At 45.7% G+C, this 16,703-nt stretch carries 10 protein-coding genes and 1 pseudogene; 4 read left to right on the top strand and 7 right to left on the bottom strand.

Annotated elements, in window-relative coordinates; translation table 11 throughout:
- The first annotated feature begins 9 nt into the window (after positions 1 to 9).
- Positions 10 to 4,386: a multifunctional 2',3'-cyclic-nucleotide 2'-phosphodiesterase/3'-nucleotidase/5'-nucleotidase gene (locus KXD37_RS19795; RefSeq protein ID WP_254518112.1), complete on the top strand. Its 4,377-nt coding sequence runs from the start codon at positions 10 to 12 to the stop codon at positions 4,384 to 4,386.
- Positions 4,387 to 4,419: 33 nt separating this feature from the next.
- Here the strand turns inward: KXD37_RS19795 and KXD37_RS19800 are convergent, their stop codons facing one another.
- The 6 genes and pseudogenes from KXD37_RS19800 to KXD37_RS19825 form a co-directional block, all read right to left on the bottom strand.
- Positions 4,420 to 5,085: an NAD(P)H-dependent oxidoreductase gene (locus KXD37_RS19800; protein WP_029317487.1), complete on the bottom strand. Its 666-nt coding sequence runs from the start codon at positions 5,083 to 5,085 to the stop codon at positions 4,420 to 4,422.
- A gap of 136 nt (positions 5,086 to 5,221) precedes the next feature.
- A complete protein-coding gene (treR, locus tag KXD37_RS19805) occupies positions 5,222 to 5,938 on the bottom strand; it encodes a trehalose operon repressor (protein ID WP_024120578.1) in 717 nt (238 codons plus the stop codon).
- A gap of 20 nt (positions 5,939 to 5,958) precedes the next feature.
- On the bottom strand, positions 5,959 to 7,644 hold the full coding sequence (gene treC, locus KXD37_RS19810) for an alpha,alpha-phosphotrehalase (RefSeq protein ID WP_106021442.1): 1,686 nt from the start codon (positions 7,642 to 7,644) through the stop codon (positions 5,959 to 5,961).
- A gap of 72 nt (positions 7,645 to 7,716) precedes the next feature.
- The gene (gene treP, locus KXD37_RS19815; protein ID WP_059336022.1) at positions 7,717 to 9,129 is read right to left on the bottom strand and encodes a PTS system trehalose-specific EIIBC component; all 1,413 of its coding nucleotides are present in this window, start codon (positions 9,127 to 9,129) and stop codon (positions 7,717 to 7,719) included.
- 712 nt (positions 9,130 to 9,841) lie between these two features.
- Positions 9,842 to 11,257 (bottom strand): annotated as a pseudogene (locus KXD37_RS19820) (alanine/glycine:cation symporter family protein).
- A 135-nt stretch (positions 11,258 to 11,392) separates the two neighbouring features.
- Complete coding sequence (locus KXD37_RS19825; protein WP_059291655.1) at positions 11,393 to 11,785, bottom strand: DUF1992 domain-containing protein; 393 nt, start codon at positions 11,783 to 11,785, stop codon at positions 11,393 to 11,395.
- A gap of 255 nt (positions 11,786 to 12,040) precedes the next feature.
- Here KXD37_RS19825 and ltaS point away from each other — a divergent pair, with 255 nt between their 5' ends.
- A complete protein-coding gene (gene ltaS / locus KXD37_RS19830; RefSeq protein ID WP_024120574.1) occupies positions 12,041 to 13,987 on the top strand; it encodes a lipoteichoic acid synthase in 1,947 nt (648 codons plus the stop codon).
- A gap of 34 nt (positions 13,988 to 14,021) precedes the next feature.
- On the opposite strand, the gene nagE is transcribed toward ltaS, so the two are convergent.
- Positions 14,022 to 15,380 (bottom strand): N-acetylglucosamine-specific PTS transporter subunit IIBC, encoded by a 1,359-nt coding sequence (nagE, locus tag KXD37_RS19835; protein ID WP_024120573.1) that lies wholly within the window; start codon positions 15,378 to 15,380, stop codon positions 14,022 to 14,024.
- Between the two features lie 169 nt (positions 15,381 to 15,549).
- Between nagE and map the strand changes: the two genes are divergently transcribed.
- Both map and KXD37_RS19845 read left to right on the top strand, forming a co-directional pair.
- Positions 15,550 to 16,299, top strand: coding sequence for a type I methionyl aminopeptidase (gene map, locus KXD37_RS19840; protein ID WP_263463701.1), 750 nt, complete (start codon positions 15,550 to 15,552; stop codon positions 16,297 to 16,299).
- 73 nt (positions 16,300 to 16,372) lie between these two features.
- A complete protein-coding gene (locus KXD37_RS19845) occupies positions 16,373 to 16,687 on the top strand; it encodes a DUF3243 domain-containing protein (protein WP_106021444.1) in 315 nt (104 codons plus the stop codon).
- The last annotated feature ends 16 nt before the right edge of the window (positions 16,688 to 16,703 follow it).

The raw sequence follows: 16,703 nt of genomic DNA on the forward strand, positions 1-16,703 counted from the left end.
GGAGAACTGGTGAGAATACAGAAAAGACGAAAAGACGTCAGTAACATTCTCCGTATTCTGCTGCCCCCAATTATGATACTTAGCCTAATCCTCCCAACACCGCCCGTTCATGCAGAAGAAAACATGGCTCCTCAAGTGAAACTCAGTATTTTGGCTACAACTGATATTCATGCCAACATGATGGATTACGACTACTACAGCGACAAAGAAACGACAGAATTCGGGCTTGCCAGAACGGCACAGCTGATCCAAAAGCACCGCCAGGAGAACCCAAACACCCTGCTCGTGGATAACGGTGACTTGATTCAAGGCAATCCGCTGGGCGAATACGCAGTGAAATACGAAAAAGACAACATTATCTCCGGTGCAAAAACCCACCCGATTATCAGCGTCATGAACGCGCTGAAGTATGACGCAGGAACACTTGGCAATCATGAATTCAATTACGGGCTCGACTTTCTTGACGGTACGATAAAAGGAGCCGATTTCCCGATTGTAAACGCCAATGTTAAAACAACTGGCGGTGAACACCGTTATACGCCGTATGTAATTAACGAGAAAACAGTCACAGATGAAAACGGAAACGAACAGAAGATCAAAGTAGGCTACATAGGCTTTGTCCCGCCGCAAATCATGACCTGGGACAAAAAGAATCTCGAAGGACAGGTTCAGGTGCAGGATATCGTCGAATCTGCCAATGAAACGATTCCGAAAATGAAGGCAGAAGGCGCGGATTTCATTATTGCCCTTGCCCACACTGGTATTGAAAAGCAGGCGCAATCGTCAGGTGCAGAAAACGCTGTTTTTGACCTGGCCACGAAAACAAAGGGCATTGATGCGATTGTCTCGGGCCATCAGCACGGACTCTTCCCTTCCGCAGAATATGCGGGTGCCGCTCAGTTTGATGTTGAAAAAGGAACCATTAACGGCATTCCGGTCGTCATGCCAAGCAGCTGGGGCAAATACTTAGGCGTCATTGACCTCAAGCTTGAAAAAACAGACGGCTCGTGGAAGGTCGCAGATTCCAAGGGCAGCATCGAATCAATTTCCGGCAGCGTCACATCCAGAAACGAAGCCGTCACAAAAGCCATTCAGCAAACACATCAAAACACGCTGGAATATGTCAGAAAGCCTGTCGGAAAAACAGAAGCCGACATTAACAGCTTCTTTGCACAAGTCAAGGACGACCCTTCTATTCAAATTGTGACAGATGCGCAAAAATGGTACGCGGAAAACGAAATGAAGGATACCGAGTATAAAGATCTTCCGATTTTGTCAGCAGGCGCGCCGTTTAAAGCCGGCGGCAGAAACGGAGCCAATTACTATACAAACATTCCGGCCGGGGATCTTGCGATTAAAAACGTCGGTGACTTGTATCTGTACGATAATACCCTCCAGATCGTGAAACTGACCGGCAGCGAGGTGAAGGACTGGCTCGACATGTCAGCGGGCCAATTTAATCAAATCGATCCGTCAAAAGGCGGCGATCAAGCCTTGCTGAATGAGAATTTCCGCTCCTACAACTTTGACGTGATTGACGGCGTTACCTATCAGGTCGATGTCACAAAACCGGCTAAATACAACGAAAACGGAAAAGTGATTAACGCGGATTCAAGCCGGATCATCAACCTTTCCTATGAAGGCAAACCGATCAGCCCGAGCCAGGAATTTCTCGTAGTCACGAATAATTACCGGGCCTCCGGCGGCGGCGGTTTCCCTCATCTGACGAGTGATAAGATTGTCCACGGCTCCGCAGTTGAAAACAGACAGGTACTGATGGATTACATTATTGAACAGAAAACATTAAATCCAAAAGCCGATAACAACTGGTCGATTGCACCGGTTTCCGGCACGAATTTGACGTTTGAATCTTCGCTTTTAGCCAAGCCTTTTGCGGACAAAGCCGATGATGTCGCTTATGTGAGACATTCTTCAAATGAAGGCTATGGCGTGTACAAGCTTCAATTTGACGACGGTTCAGATACCGATCCTCCTGAAGGCGGATTATGGGATCTTACCGTCATGCATACAAATGATACGCATGCGCACCTTGATGACGCAGCCAGACGAATGACGAAAATCAGCGAAGTAAGAAACGAAACAGACCACAACATCCTGCTTGACGCGGGAGATGTGTTTTCCGGCGACCTGTATTTCACGAAATGGAACGGTTTAGCCGACCTGAAACTGATGAACATGATGGGTTATGACGCCATGACCTTCGGAAACCACGAATTTGATAAAGGTCCGTCTGTGCTTTCTGATTTTCTCAGCGGGAACAGCACAACTGTCGATCCGGCGAATCGCTATCACTTTGAAGCGCCTGATTTCCCAATCGTCAGCGCGAATGTGGATGTATCAAATGAACCTAAGCTAAAATCATATGTCAAAAAGCCGCAGACCTTTACTGCGGGAGAAAAGAAAGAGCCGGGCATCCATCCGTACATTCTGTTAGACGTTGACGGCGAGAAAGTGGCCGTGTTCGGACTGACAACAGAAGACACAGCCACAACATCAAGCCCGGGCAAAAGCATTGTATTTAACGACGCATTTAAAACTGCGCAGAACACCGTGAAAACGATTCAGGAAGAAGAAAAAGTAAACAAAATTATCGCGCTCACCCACATTGGGCATAACCGCGATCTTGAGCTAGCCAAAAAAGTGAAAGGCATTGACTTGATCATCGGCGGACACACCCACACTCTCGTGGACAAAATGGAGGTCGTGGAAAACGACGAACCGACTATCGTGGCGCAGGCAAAAGAATACGGCCAATTCTTAGGACGTGTCGATGTCTCATTTGATGATGACGGCGTCGTTCAAACAGACAAATCAAATCTAAGCGCACTGCCGATTGATGAGAATACTGAAGAAAACACGGAAGCAAAAGAAGAGCTCGATCAGTTCAAAAAAGAATTAGAGGACGTCAAAAATGAAAAAGTCGGCTACACGGATGTAGCCCTTGACGGCCAGCGTGAGCATGTGCGCACGAAGGAAACCAATCTCGGAAACTTCATCGCGGACAGCATGCTTGCAAAAGCGAAAGAAGCATCCGGCGCCAACATTGCGATTACAAATGGCGGCGGCATCAGAGCCGGCATTGACAAAGGCAAGATCACACTTGGCGAAGTACTGAACGTAATGCCGTTCGGCAACACGCTTTACGTGGCTGATTTGACCGGAAAACAAATCAAAGAAGCTCTTGAACAAGGCTTAAGCAATGTGGAGAACGGAGGCGGGGCCTTCCCTCAGGTGGCTGGAATTGAATATACCTTTACATTAAACAACGAACCTGGACACCGTGTTTTAGACGTGAAAATCGAATCGCCTAACGGAGACAAAGTTGATCTGAATACAGATGATACCTACCGCGTCGCAACAAATAATTTTGTCGGCGGCGGTGGAGACGGATACTCTGTCTTTACGGAAGCTTCTCATGGTGAAGACCTCGGCTACGTAGATTATGAGATTTTCACCGAGCAGCTGAAAAAGCTTGGTGACAAGGTCTCTCCTAAAATGGAAGGACGGATCAAAGAAGTATTCCTGCCGACAAAGCAGAAGGATGGCAGCTGGACACTCGATGAAGACAAATTTGCGATTTATGCCAAAAACGCCAACAAGCCGTTTGTCTATTATGAAACGTCTGAAGGATCACAAGAGAAACCAATCAATCTAAAAATGAAAAAAGACCAGGTCAAGCTATTGAAGGATAGAGAATTAGATCCTTCCCTGACGGTGTTCAACTACTGGTACAGCATGAAGCTTCCAATGGCGAACATCAAAACCGCGAACACTGAAATCGGAATCAAATCTAAGGGAGAATTAAACGTCTCCCTATCAAATGTATATGACTTTACAGTGAAGCAAAAAGGAAAAGAAGTGAAATCATTCAAGGAACCGGTTGAGCTATCGCTTCGGATGTTTGATATTGAAGAAGCTCACAACCCTGCCATTTACCATGTCGACCGGAAAAAGAAAACTTTTACAAAGACAGAAAAGGGATCAGTTGACGATGATATTGTAACAGGATACACAAACCACTTCAGCGAATACACGATCTTAAATTCCGGTGCTCACGATAAACCGCCGGCGTTCCCGTCCGATCAGCCGACAGGCGGCGATGACGACGGCAAGAATGGCGGAGGGTCCGACAATCCAGGCGGAAAGCAGCCGAATGATGGCAAAGGCGGCGATCAAACACCTCCCGGCACTGAACCAACAAATGGATCGGGCGGATCGGGAACCGATGGACCGGCTGGCGGCTTGCTTCCTGACACAGCCACCTCCATGTATTCCATCCTGCTGGCCGGATTTCTGATCAGCGCACTCGGAACAGCATTATATTTGCATCAGCGAAGAAAACAGAACAGAGCGAATGAAGCATAAAAAAAGCTGCTCGATAACGAGCAGCTTTCGTTTTTATACCCACTTCACAACATCTTCAACAGCAGATCTTGTTTTCGGACGAGGGTCTCTCACTCGGTAGCCGAATGCCACCATCACAGATATATCAAAGCTTCCGTTTTCCAGAAGGCCTTCTTCTTCAAGAATACGGTGAATGTGATCGTACTGGAAGCCTTCGATCGGGCAGGAATCAACACCGATTTGCGCAGCGGCAGTCATCATGTTGCCAAGCGCGATATAGGTTTGTTTTGATGCCCAGTCAAACAATGTTCTGTCACTTTCAAGCAAATGCAAATCGTTTTTCTGGAATTCTTCTGTTTTGCTTAAATAGCCTTCGTACACGTCTTGAGGCATTTGTTTTACTTCTTTTAAATGACGTTTGATGTAGTCCGCATTATATTTGATATCCTTAGCTGTACGCGCAAGAATCAGGACGAAATGGCTTGCGGTCGGCAGCTGCTTTTGCGCGCCCCATGTGTATTCACGAAGCTTCTCACGGAATTCCGGATTTTGGACGACGACAAATTTCCAAGGCTCAAGGCCGAGTGAGCTCGGAGACAGTCTTCCTGTTTCTAAAATAAATTCAAAATCGCTGTCTGACACTTTTTTATTCGGGTCAAATTCCTTAGTCGCATGCCTGAAATTGTATGCATCCAGAATTTGTTTCTTTAGTTCTGTCATGTTAAACACCTCTCCTTTAGGTTACTCTCATCTCTATTGTAGCCATTATGATAAAAAGTAAAAGTACGCACATTTTTGTTGGATAGTATCAATTTTGATACCAAACAAAAAGCGCTCTGCCGCAGGCAGGCGCTCTTTATTTTCCCCGTCGCGCAAAATCGACAAACCTGAATTTGTCCAGACGGTGTCTGCTTTCCGTATATTGAAAGAGACTTGTATCCTCTAAAAAGACATAGTTTCTCACAACCACCATATGGTCATAGCCTCGTAAATCAAGCAATTCCCTGTCCTCATCCGTACACGGCTCAGCCACAATTTCTTTCTGCGCGTAACTGATCGAAAGACCAAGCTCTCCTTCAATATATTCATAAATGGAGTTTTCGCAAATTTCTTTCGTCAGGTGAGGCACATGCTTTCTGAAAAAGTAGTCCTTGTCCAAAATGACATGCTCCCCGTCAATCTTTCTTGACCTGATCACTTCCCATATGTCATCATCCGGCTGTGCCCGAAGCTGTTTTTGGATCAGATCTGACGGGGGCACCAGCCCGAATTTGTGAACGGCTGTTTTCGTTTCTTTTCCCAAAGTTTGCGCCAGTTCCTTGAAGCTGACAAGCCCAGAGACCGGAAACTGCATTTTTTCACGGTTGAGAATCACGGAGCCTTTCCCCCTGATTTTCTGGATATATCCATTTTGAGCCAGCATGTGAAGCGCCTTTCGAACCGTTTCTCTTGATGTGCCGTACTGTGCGGTCAATTCATGTTCAGACGGAAGAATCTCCTCCGCCTTCCATCGGCCGTCTTCAATTTGCTGTGCGATGTCTTTATAGATTGTGATAAATTTATTCACCTTCATTTATGACCACCCAGCTTAGTTTAGCACGGTTTTGTTAAATGATAAACAATGGACTCATACGGGCGGAGCGTCATATTCTTCAGTTCTTCTCTCTCTTCATCGTTTGTCAGAAGCACCTCTGCCTTCCACTCGCCGGGCTTCAGCGTGTCCGGCAGTGTAAAGGCTGCCTCCGTCCCGTAAAAATTATTGATGATGAGCAGCTTCTCATTTTCGCCATGTCTCATATACGCAAAAACGTTCGGATCATCCTTTGCGATCAATTCATACGTTCCCTCTGTGACAATGTCATAGGTTTTTCGGATCTGGATCAGCTTCCGGTAGTGATAAAAGACCGAGTGTTTGTCCTTCAGCGCCGCCTCAGCATTGATCTCCCGGTAATTTCCGGCGGCCGGTATCCATGGCGTGCCTGTTGTAAATCCGGCATTCGGCGTATCATCCCACTGGACGGGTGTTCTGGAATTGTCACGGGATTTTTCCTGTAAAATGGCTAAAATCTCTTTCTCCGCCATGCCTTTTTTCTTGAAGGCGTAATACATGTTCAGCGACTCGACATCCCGATAGGAGCTGATGCCGGTAAACTTCGGATTGGTCATGCCGAGCTCTTCACCCTGATAAATATAAGGCGTGCCCTGCATCATATGAATGGCCGTCGCAAGCATTTTTGCTGATTTCACCCGATATGGACCGTCATTTCCATATCTCGATACAATGCGCGGCTGATCGTGATTGCACCAGAACAAAGCGTTCCAGCCCCCTCCCGCATGCATCTCCGTCTGCCATACAGATAAGATCTCCTTCAGCTTCAGAAAATCGAACGGAGCCAAGGCCCATTTTTCTCCGTTTGGATAATCGACCTTGAGATGATGGAAGTTAAACGTCATATCAAGCTCTTCATTGCCGGGATTTGTATATCGGATGCAATGATCTACAGTTGTTGAAGACATCTCACCGACCGTCATGCTGTCATAATGTGAAAACACCTTTTCGTTCATTTCGTGCAGAAATTCATGCACCCGCGGCCCGTCAGTGTAAAAGGTACGGCCATCATCGTCTTCCGCATTAGGAAAGCGCTGGTCTTTTGAAATCAGATTAATGACATCAAGCCTGAAGCCATCAATTCCTTTTTCAAACCAAAAATCCATCATCTCATAGACATGCTTTCTGACCTCTTCATTTTCCCAATTCAAATCAGCCTGTGTGACATCAAACAGGTGCAGATAATATTGGCCTGAGGCTTCGTCAAGCTTCCATGCCGAGCCGCCGAATTTCGATTCCCAGTTTGTCGGGGCTGTCCCGTCTTCGTTCGGGTTTTTCCATATATAAAAATCACGGTATGGGCTGTCTTTTGAAGAAATCGCCTCTCTAAACCATTTGTGCTCAGTTGACGTATGATTGACTACAAGATCCATGACGACTTTTAAGCCTCTTTTGTGCGCTTCAGCTAATAAGCGTTCAAAATCTTCCATTGTGCCGTACTCTTGATAAATCGTATAGTAATCACGAATATCATACCCATTATCATGCTGCGGCGAGTCGTAAATCGGCGTTAGCCAAAGAACATCCACCTGAAGCGTTTTTAAGTAATCAAGCTTTTCAATAATTCCATTCAAATCGCCAATACCGTTTCCCGTCGTATCTTTAAAGCTTTTCGGGTAAATTTGATAAACCACGGCTTTTTTCCACCATGGTGTTTGTTCTGTTTTCATCTGTCTCCACCACCGTCTTTTTTAATGAAAATGGGAAAAGGGACCGTCAAAAATACGTCCCGCTCCCCTTTGTTATTTACGTTTCAGTCGCGCATAAGCGTATGTTCCGGCAAACGGAACAATCAAGACAATCGCCATCCCGATTGCGAATGCGCCCCAGTACTGGCTCATAATCGAGAAAATGCCGGGCACGCCGCCAACACCGACGGAGCTTGCCAAAACGCCTTGAGATGAGATATACATCCCGGCAAGCCCTGAGCTGATCATCGCAATGATAAACGGAAATCTGTAGCGAAGGTTCACCCCGAATATGGCAGGCTCTGTAATGCCCAGATAAGCGGAAATGCCTGATGTTAAGGAAAGGCCTTTTTGTTTCTCATCCTTTACGATAAACATCATCGCCAGCGCCGCTGACCCTTGAGCGATATTTGAAAGCGCCAGCATCGGCCATAAAAATGTGCCTCCGAGCTTAGAGCCGATCAGCTGCAGATCAACTGCCAAAAACGTATGATGCATTCCGGTAATCACCAGCGCTGAGTATAAGCCGCCGTACAGCAGCCCGCCCAGCGCGGCAAATGAGCCGAACACCGAGATAAGCCCCGAAGTTAACACATTCCCGATCGCAAATGTGACCGGACCGATAATGATAAAGGACGCAAAACCCGTCACGAGCAGGGTAATCGGCGCGACGACTAAAAGCTGTATTCCCTCGGGCGTCCGTTTCGTCAAAAACAATTCAATCTTGGCAAGCAAATACGAAGCGAGCAAAATCGGGAGCACCTGCCCCTGGTAGCCGACCTTCTGCACCTCAAGGCCGAAAAGATTCCATACGGGGATCTCTCCGCTTTGTTCCGCGGCGCCATAGCCCCACGCATTCAGTAAATCAGGATGCACGAGCATAACGCCGAGCACAATGCCGAGGAGCGGATTGCCGCCAAACCGCTTCACCGCCGACCAGCCGATCAGCGCTGGCAGGAACGTAAAGGCCGTGCCTGCGATTAAATTGATCATATTGGCAAGATCCGCCCACTGCGGGTACACCTGCACAATCGATTTTGTACTGAAGAAAATCCCCTGCGCCGTTAAGATATTGTTGATTCCCATTAAGAGACCCGCCGTGACAATCGCCGGCAAAATCGGAATAAAGATATCTGCAAGCGTTTTCACAGCACGCTGCAAAGGATTCATATTTTTTTCTGAGGCCTTCTTCACATCGTCCTTTGTTGACTCGCCAATCCCCGTTTCCTTGACCAGTTCCGCATATACTTTGTTGACTGTTCCCTGGCCGATCACAACCTGAAACTGCCCGTTTGTCGAAAACGATCCCTTTACAACATCGATTTGATCCAGCACCCCTTGGTCAACCTTGCTTTCATCTATTAACGCGAAGCGTAAACGTGTTACACAATGAGTTGCCGCTGCAATATTTTCAGCACCGCCAACTGCTTCAACAATTTGCCGTGCTGATCTGTTCAGTTCCCCCATGCCAACCCCTCCGTTTGATAACTTGTATATACAACTTATGTTTATATTGTATTCCTGTATATACATGTAGTCAACAACTTTTTATAGCGCTTTCATACTATTCGTAAAGTCATAGAATGGCTTAACAGAAAGGTTACTCTAAAAAGCTAGCAAATGTTTTGAGAGGTGAACCCTATGAATAAACACGAGAATGCCCTGCAAGTTCCTCCGTGAGCTCGAGGCCAACAAGGAAGGGCCGATTTCTCCTATCTCAAGGAAAACACTATTAACAGAAAGCTGCTCAGAGATATCGTGTTTAAAGGGTTTGACTTCGGAAATGGACTGTGCGGATTTGTTATATATATCGAAGGAATCGTAAAATCTGAATCTATTCAGGATCACGCCCTCCTTCCTTTTTGCGGCATCTGAAGGATGAAATAGAGAAAGACGAAGAATCTCTGCCAATACGCTGTCTATTTCCAGTGTATTGGCAGAGACGAGTTTGAAACTATTATTTTGTCGACGTCAAAATGCCTGATTGTAAAAATGAAAGGCGGCTAAAGGAGAAGCATTGAAGAACCGATCGCCGAGTCCGCCATCAGAGGTTCCAGAGAGGCTTTACTTACAGAAAGCCTCAGAGTCAATAACGCTCATTAATGTGGTGATGCGATCTTGCTGCCTTTGTTCATCTAATTGATCATCAAGAGTAAGACGATGTTGAGTTCCAAAAACCCTAAGAGTTTTCAGCTTCTTTTGTCTGGTAAACAGCACTCTGTTTCGTTTTTCTTCTATCTTTCAGGTAATACTGTTCAGATGTGAAAAATTCGGTATACAGCGCTTTTACCTTCTTGCTCAATAATAACAGCGCAATCACATTCGGAACGAGGATGAAAACTAACGCTAAGTCCAGAAAGCCCCAGATGGCTTTTGCTCCGCCGGCGGCACCTATGATAATAGCCGCTAAATAGACGAATTTAATGACATGTCCCGACAGCCGTCCGAATAGAAATTCAGCTTGTTTTACGCCGTAAAATATGACAACCATAATGGTCGAGACAACAAAAAAGACGAGAGAAATCGAAACGAAGTACCCTCCGCCAGCTCCGAAATAATGCTGAAAGGCAGCCGTAGTCAGTGCTGCTGGGTCACTTGAGGCGTTCTTCCCTGTCCAGACACCGGATGCAAGGACGACAAACGCCGTGGTGGTGCAGATGATCAAGGTATCAATGACAATGCCGATCACAGACCAGAAGCCTTGTCTTACGGGGTGGTCAGTCATTGCCGCCGAATGTGCAATCGGGGCGGTTCCCATCCCGGCTTCATTAGAATACAGGCCGCGGGCAAACCCCCAGCGGATGGTTTCAGCCAAGGCAGCGCCTGCAAATCCTCCTGCTGCCGAAGAAGAAGTAAACGCATTCGAAAATATGAGAGAGAAAAACGCCGGAACAGATGAAAGATTCATAAGAACAATCAGGAGACCGGCTCCCGCGTATGCACCTGCCATGAGAGGCACGACAAACTCTGTTACTTTTCCGATCCGCTTAACCCCGCCAATTACAACTAAACCAATCAAAAACGCGATGCCGATTCCGGCGTATATTTTATTGAAAGAAAACGTTTCGGCAAGAGAGACTGAAACTGAATTCCCCTGAACCATTATGCTTGGAATCAGCTCTACGATCAGTGCAACAGAAAAAAACACGCCGAGCCATTTCATGCGCAGCCCTTTTGTTATGTAATACATCGGTCCCCCGACAAATTCACCCTGCTCATTTTTTTCCCTGTAATGAACCGCAAGCACACTTTCTGAAAACTTAATTGCCATAGCAAATAAGGCAACCAGCTACATCCAAAAAACAGCCCCGGGACAGCCAAACATGATAGCCGCAGGCACTCCGACAATGTTCGCCGCCCCAATCGTCGAACTGAGGGCTGATGTCAATGCCTGAAGCGGCGTAACTGTCCCCTCTCCCTTTGGCTTTTTTCCTACGCTGCCGATCGTCTGCTTCAAAATATATAAAGGATAGCGAAATTGAAAAAACTTCAGCAAAATGGTGAAGTACAATCCCGTCCCCGTCAGTAAGATAATTAGCGGCGGCCCCCACAGCCAATCAGATATACGCTCTACCCATTCTAATAGTTGTTCCATCCCATCACCCTTTCCCGTTTATGGGTCAATTCCCCACAGATGGAAAAACATAAACCTTTTAGGGCAGACAGAACTAAGTCAAATTGAGGAAGAAAGGAAGCTGGACGGCTAAAAAACATCGCTTGACAAGGAAAACTAAGTGGAAGAAGGTCTGTTTCGCCCCAGCCGCTCATATACTTGATTCTTATAAAACGATGACGCTGGTTTGGAAAACATGCCTTTTTTGTCGGCAAGCTTATCGAGCATCAGCTGCTTTTCTGATTTTTTTCTTACTAATTGCTCACGTTCCTTTTCGTCATAGCACTTGGAGATTAAATGGTTAAGGGTCATAAGCTCTTTTTTCAGTGCACCCTCATCCTCAGCCATCCCTGCATTTTTTAACATTCGGTAGCCCATCCGCAGGGATTCCGGCAAGTGGGCCGCATCATCCTTTGGCAGCGGTTTTCCCATTCCCGGCAGGTTGTCAAATTCTCCGTCTTTGATGGCGCGTTTAATCTTATCTTCAGACACAATATGAGAATAATCCATCGTCCCACCTCTTTTCATTAATGAACATATTTTATCATACAGCTGTCACAAACCATATTATTCCTTTATTTACAGTAAGAAACCTGCTTTTACATCTGGCAAATTCCTAAGAAAACGTTGATTCGACGGCGTTTTTCGCCACTTTTTCCATCGGACGATTTTCACTTTTCTAATCCGCTGATTCGTGTTATATTGGATACGTTCGTTTTTTCTATCGTTTCGCTCGAACTGTGATCGGAAAAAAGGAGTGTAACAATGAAAACATTTATAAAAGAAAGAGGACTGGCCTTCTTCTTAATTGCGGTCGTCCTGTTATGGGTAAAGACGTATGTCGGTTATGTCCTGAACTTCAATTTAGGAATAGACAACACGATCCAGAAAATATTGCTTTTTGTGAATCCGCTCAGCTCAAGCTTATTCTTTCTTGGATTTGGACTTTTGTTCAAGAAAAAATTACAGCAGACAGCCATCATAGTGATTCATTTTTTAATGTCTTTTTTACTGTACGCAAACATTGTGTATTACCGATTCTTCAATGATTTTATTACGATTCCGGTCATTATGCAGGCTAAAACAAACGGCGGCCAACTCGGTGACAGCGCATTTTCGCTGATGAGACCGACTGACGCCTTTTACTTTATCGATACGATCATTCTGATTATCTTAGCGATTAAAGTGAACAAGCCTGCCGATACGTCTAACAAAAAATCATTCCGAATCGTTCTTGCGTCTTCGATTCTCGTTTTCTTAATCAACCTGGCAGTTGCGGAGTCAGACCGTCCTGAATTGCTGACGAGATCATTTGACCGAAACTATCTTGTCAAATATTTAGGAACATACAATTTCACGATTTATGACGCTGTGCAGAATGTCAAATCCAACAGCCAGCGCGCACTTGCCGATTCAAGCGACGTAACGGAAGTTGAGAACTACATGAAAGCCAATTACGATGTGCCGAACAATGTGTATTTCGGCAAAGCGGAAGGAAAAAACGTCATTTACGTTTCACTTGAATCTTTACAGTCCTTTATCATCGACTATAAAATTGATGGCAAAGAAGTGACACCGTTCTTAAATAAACTGGCGCACGATAACGAAACGTTCTACTTTGATAACTTTTTCCACCAAACAGGACAAGGTAAAACATCGGATGCAGAATTTATGATGGAAAACTCTCTGTACCCGCTGGCTCAGGGTTCCGTTTTCGTGAACAAAGCGCAAAACACGCTTCAATCCGTTCCGGCGATTTTGAAGTCTAAAGATTACACATCTGCTACGTTCCACGGGAATACGCAGACGTTCTGGAACCGAAACGAAATGTACAAAGCGGAAGGCATTGATAAGTTCTTCGACTCTGCTTACTATGATATGAACGAAGAAAACACGAAAAACTACGGCATGAAAGATAAACCGTTCTTTAAAGAATCAATGCCGCTGTTAGAAAGCTTGCCGCAGCCGTTCTATACGAAGTTCATTACCCTGTCTAACCACTTCCCATTCGGAATGGATGAGGGGGATACTGACTTCCCGGCTGGAGACTTTGGCGACTCTGTCGTCAACAACTACTTCCAGTCAGCCCATTACCTTGATCAGTCCATTGAACAATTTTTCAATGACCTGAAAAAAGACGGGTTATATGATAAATCGGTTATCGTGATGTACGGAGACCACTACGGCATCTCTGAAAACCACAATAACGCGATGGCGAAAGTGCTTGGCAAAGACGAAATTACCGATTATGACAACGCTCAGCTTCAGCGGGTGCCGCTCTTTATCCACGCTGCCGGCGTGAAGGGCGAAAAAGTTCATAAATATGCCGGAGACGTCGATGTGGCTCCAACCCTTCTGCATTTGCTCGGAGTGGATACGAAAGACTACTTGATGTCCGGTTCTGATATTTTATCTAAAGAACACCGTGAAGTAATTCCGTTCCGCAACGGAGACTTTATATCACCGAAGTACACGAAAATATCCGGCAAGTACTATGACACAAAAACCGGGAAACAGCTTGATGAATCTGAGATCGACAAGTCAGAAGACTCACTCGTCAAGAAGGAACTCGAAATGTCCGATAAAATCATAAACGGAGACCTGCTGCGTTTCTACAACCCGAAAGGTTTTACAAAGGTGAACCCTTCCGATTATGATTACACAAAACACGGCGAGGATTCAGAGACGTCAACAGAAGACGAAGATAAATAAGAAAAAAGCAGAGAGGCTGGCCTCTCTGCTTTTTTTATTTCACTGCAGCACGCAATTCCTCTGCCGCAAACTCTACATTCGGGCCAATAATGACTTGTACTGATTGCCCGCCCGATTTGACGACTCCTTTTGCGCCTGCTTTCTTTAATAACGCTTCATTTACTAAAGACGTATCTTTCACTGTCAATCTCAGCCTTGTCGCACAGTGATCAATCGTCTGAAGGTTTTCTTTTCCGCCAAGCCCCTTCAGCATGATGTTTTCATTGACAGACTGTGCTGTGTTCTCGTCCAGCACTTCATCCAAGTCATCATCCTCACGTCCCGGCGTTTTCAAATTCAACGTCTTAATTAAGACGTAAAACACGACAAAGTATACAGCCGCATAGCATATACCTACCAGAAGCAGCAGCAGCGGCTTTTCTGCAATTCCGTAGCTCAAAAGATAATCGATCGCACCGGCTGAAAAAGAAAATCCAGAGCGTATGCCGAGCAAATTAACGATGAATAACGACAGTCCGGTTAAGACTGCATGCACTGCGTATAACAGCGGAGATAAAAACATAAATGCAAACTCAATTGGCTCCGTAATCCCTGTGATAAACGCAGTCAACGCAAAACCGATCATCATTCCGGCCGTTGCTTTTCGTTTTGACGGCTTGGCAGTCACAATCATTGCCAGACATGCCGCCGGAAGGCCGAACATCATAATCGGGAAGAATCCCGTCATGTATGTGCCCGCTGTCGGGTCTTTAGCGAAAAAGCGCGCCAAATCACCTGTCACTCCGTTATATTCGCCGAATTGGAACCAGAAAATATTATTGAGCACGTGGTGAAGACCGAGCGGAATTAACAGCCTGTTGAATAAGCCGAATATGCCCGCGCCGATTCCTCCAAGCCCAAGCATCCACTCCCCAAACGCGTTAATTCCCGATTGAATCGGCGGCCATATCGAACCGAATATTCCTGCTAAAATGATTGTGAAAATAGCGGTGACAATCGGCACAAGCCGTCTGCCGCTGAAGAACCCGAGATATTCCGGCAGTTTTGTATCCTTAAAGCGGTTATAGGTGTAACCCGCAATTAAACCGGCAATAATTCCCCCAAATACCGCCATGTTGTTTGCTTCATTAATCGATTTTGTTGCCGCGTCGAGCATCAGATACGAAATCGCCCCTGATAAACCCGCGGCCCCATTGCTGTCCTTTGAAATGCCGATGGCAATCCCAATCGCAAATATAAGCGGCAGGTGATCAAAAACAGCAGTTCCCGCTTGATAAACAAACGGGATATCGAATAAATCCTCCCTGCCAAGTGCAAGGATAATCCCGACTGCAGGCAAAACCGCAATCGGGAGCATAAATGACTTTCCAAGCTTTTGTAAAAATGAAAGCATACCCATCCCCCTCTTACCCTTTTTTAAAAATATACCATACAAGATATCTAGTGATCTATACCAATTTTCCCGGCATATTTCTTTTTTCCCAGGTTCGCGTGTTTCCTATTCTAGAGCCAATTGTGGTAAGCTTAAACTAGATTATTTAAAAAGAAAGCGGGAATGACAGATGATTGTAACAAACGATCAAGACTTAGAAGGCCTGAAAAAAATCGGCCGAATCGTAGCGCTGGCGCGTGAAGAAATGAAACGGAAAGCAGAGCCCGGCATGAGTACAAAAGACCTTGACCTTATCGGAAAAGCGGTGCTTGACGAGCATGGCGCTGTTTCGGCTCCGCAAAAAGAATACGGCTTTCCTGGTGTGACATGCATCAGCGTAAATGATGAAGTGGCGCATGGTATTCCAAGCACATCCACTATTTTAAAAGCCGGAGATCTTGTGAACATTGATATCTCTGCTGAATTCGGCGGTTTCTACTCCGATACAGGCATCTCGTTTGTCCTCGGTGAAGGAGAAGAACGTCTTCACAAGCTATGCCAATGCGCAGAGGATGCCTTCCAAAAAGGGCTGCAGCAGGCAAAAGCCGGCAAGCGCCAAAATCAGATCGGGAGAGCCGTTTATCATGAAGCACGTTCTAAAGGATTTACCGTCATTAAAACCCTGACCGGCCACGGAATCGGCAGAAGCCTTCACGAAGCGCCGAACCACATCATGAACTATTATGATCCATTTGATAACGCGCTTTTCAAAAACGGCACAGTGATCGCACTTGAACCATTCATTTCAACAAAAGCGGAAACCATCGTCGAAGCTGGAGACGGCTGGACCTTTAAGACGCCGGATAAAAGCATGGTCGCCCAAGTTGAGCACACCATCGTCATCACCAAAGACGAGCCGATTATCCTGACAAAGCTGTAAAAACACATTTCGTATGTTTAGCCTCCTCCTATTACAGGTAAAGCATCACTATTCTGCAGGAGGAGGCACTGTAATGAACAGAGATCAAGAAAAAATCCAAATTGAAAACGAAATGAATGCAATGCACGGAACAACAAAAGAAGAAATTTTAAAAGACTTTGAAGAATTTAAAGACTACCTGAAAAAACAAGTTGACCGGGGCAAAAAATTAGGATTAGATGACGGCAAGCTTGTCAAAAGCGCTGCGATCCTGGGAGACTACCTCGCAAAGCATGAAGAACCGCAAAACGGTGAAGAAATGCTGCTGCAGGAGCTTTGGAGCGTGGCGGATAATGATGAGAAAAAACATTTGGCACAGCTGTTGGTCAAATTGGTTGAGAAACAATAAAACACCTAAGCCGGGC

It is taken from the genome of Bacillus sp. XT-2, from assembly GCF_025696525.1.
GTDB lineage: Bacteria > Bacillota > Bacilli > Bacillales > Bacillaceae > Bacillus > Bacillus halotolerans.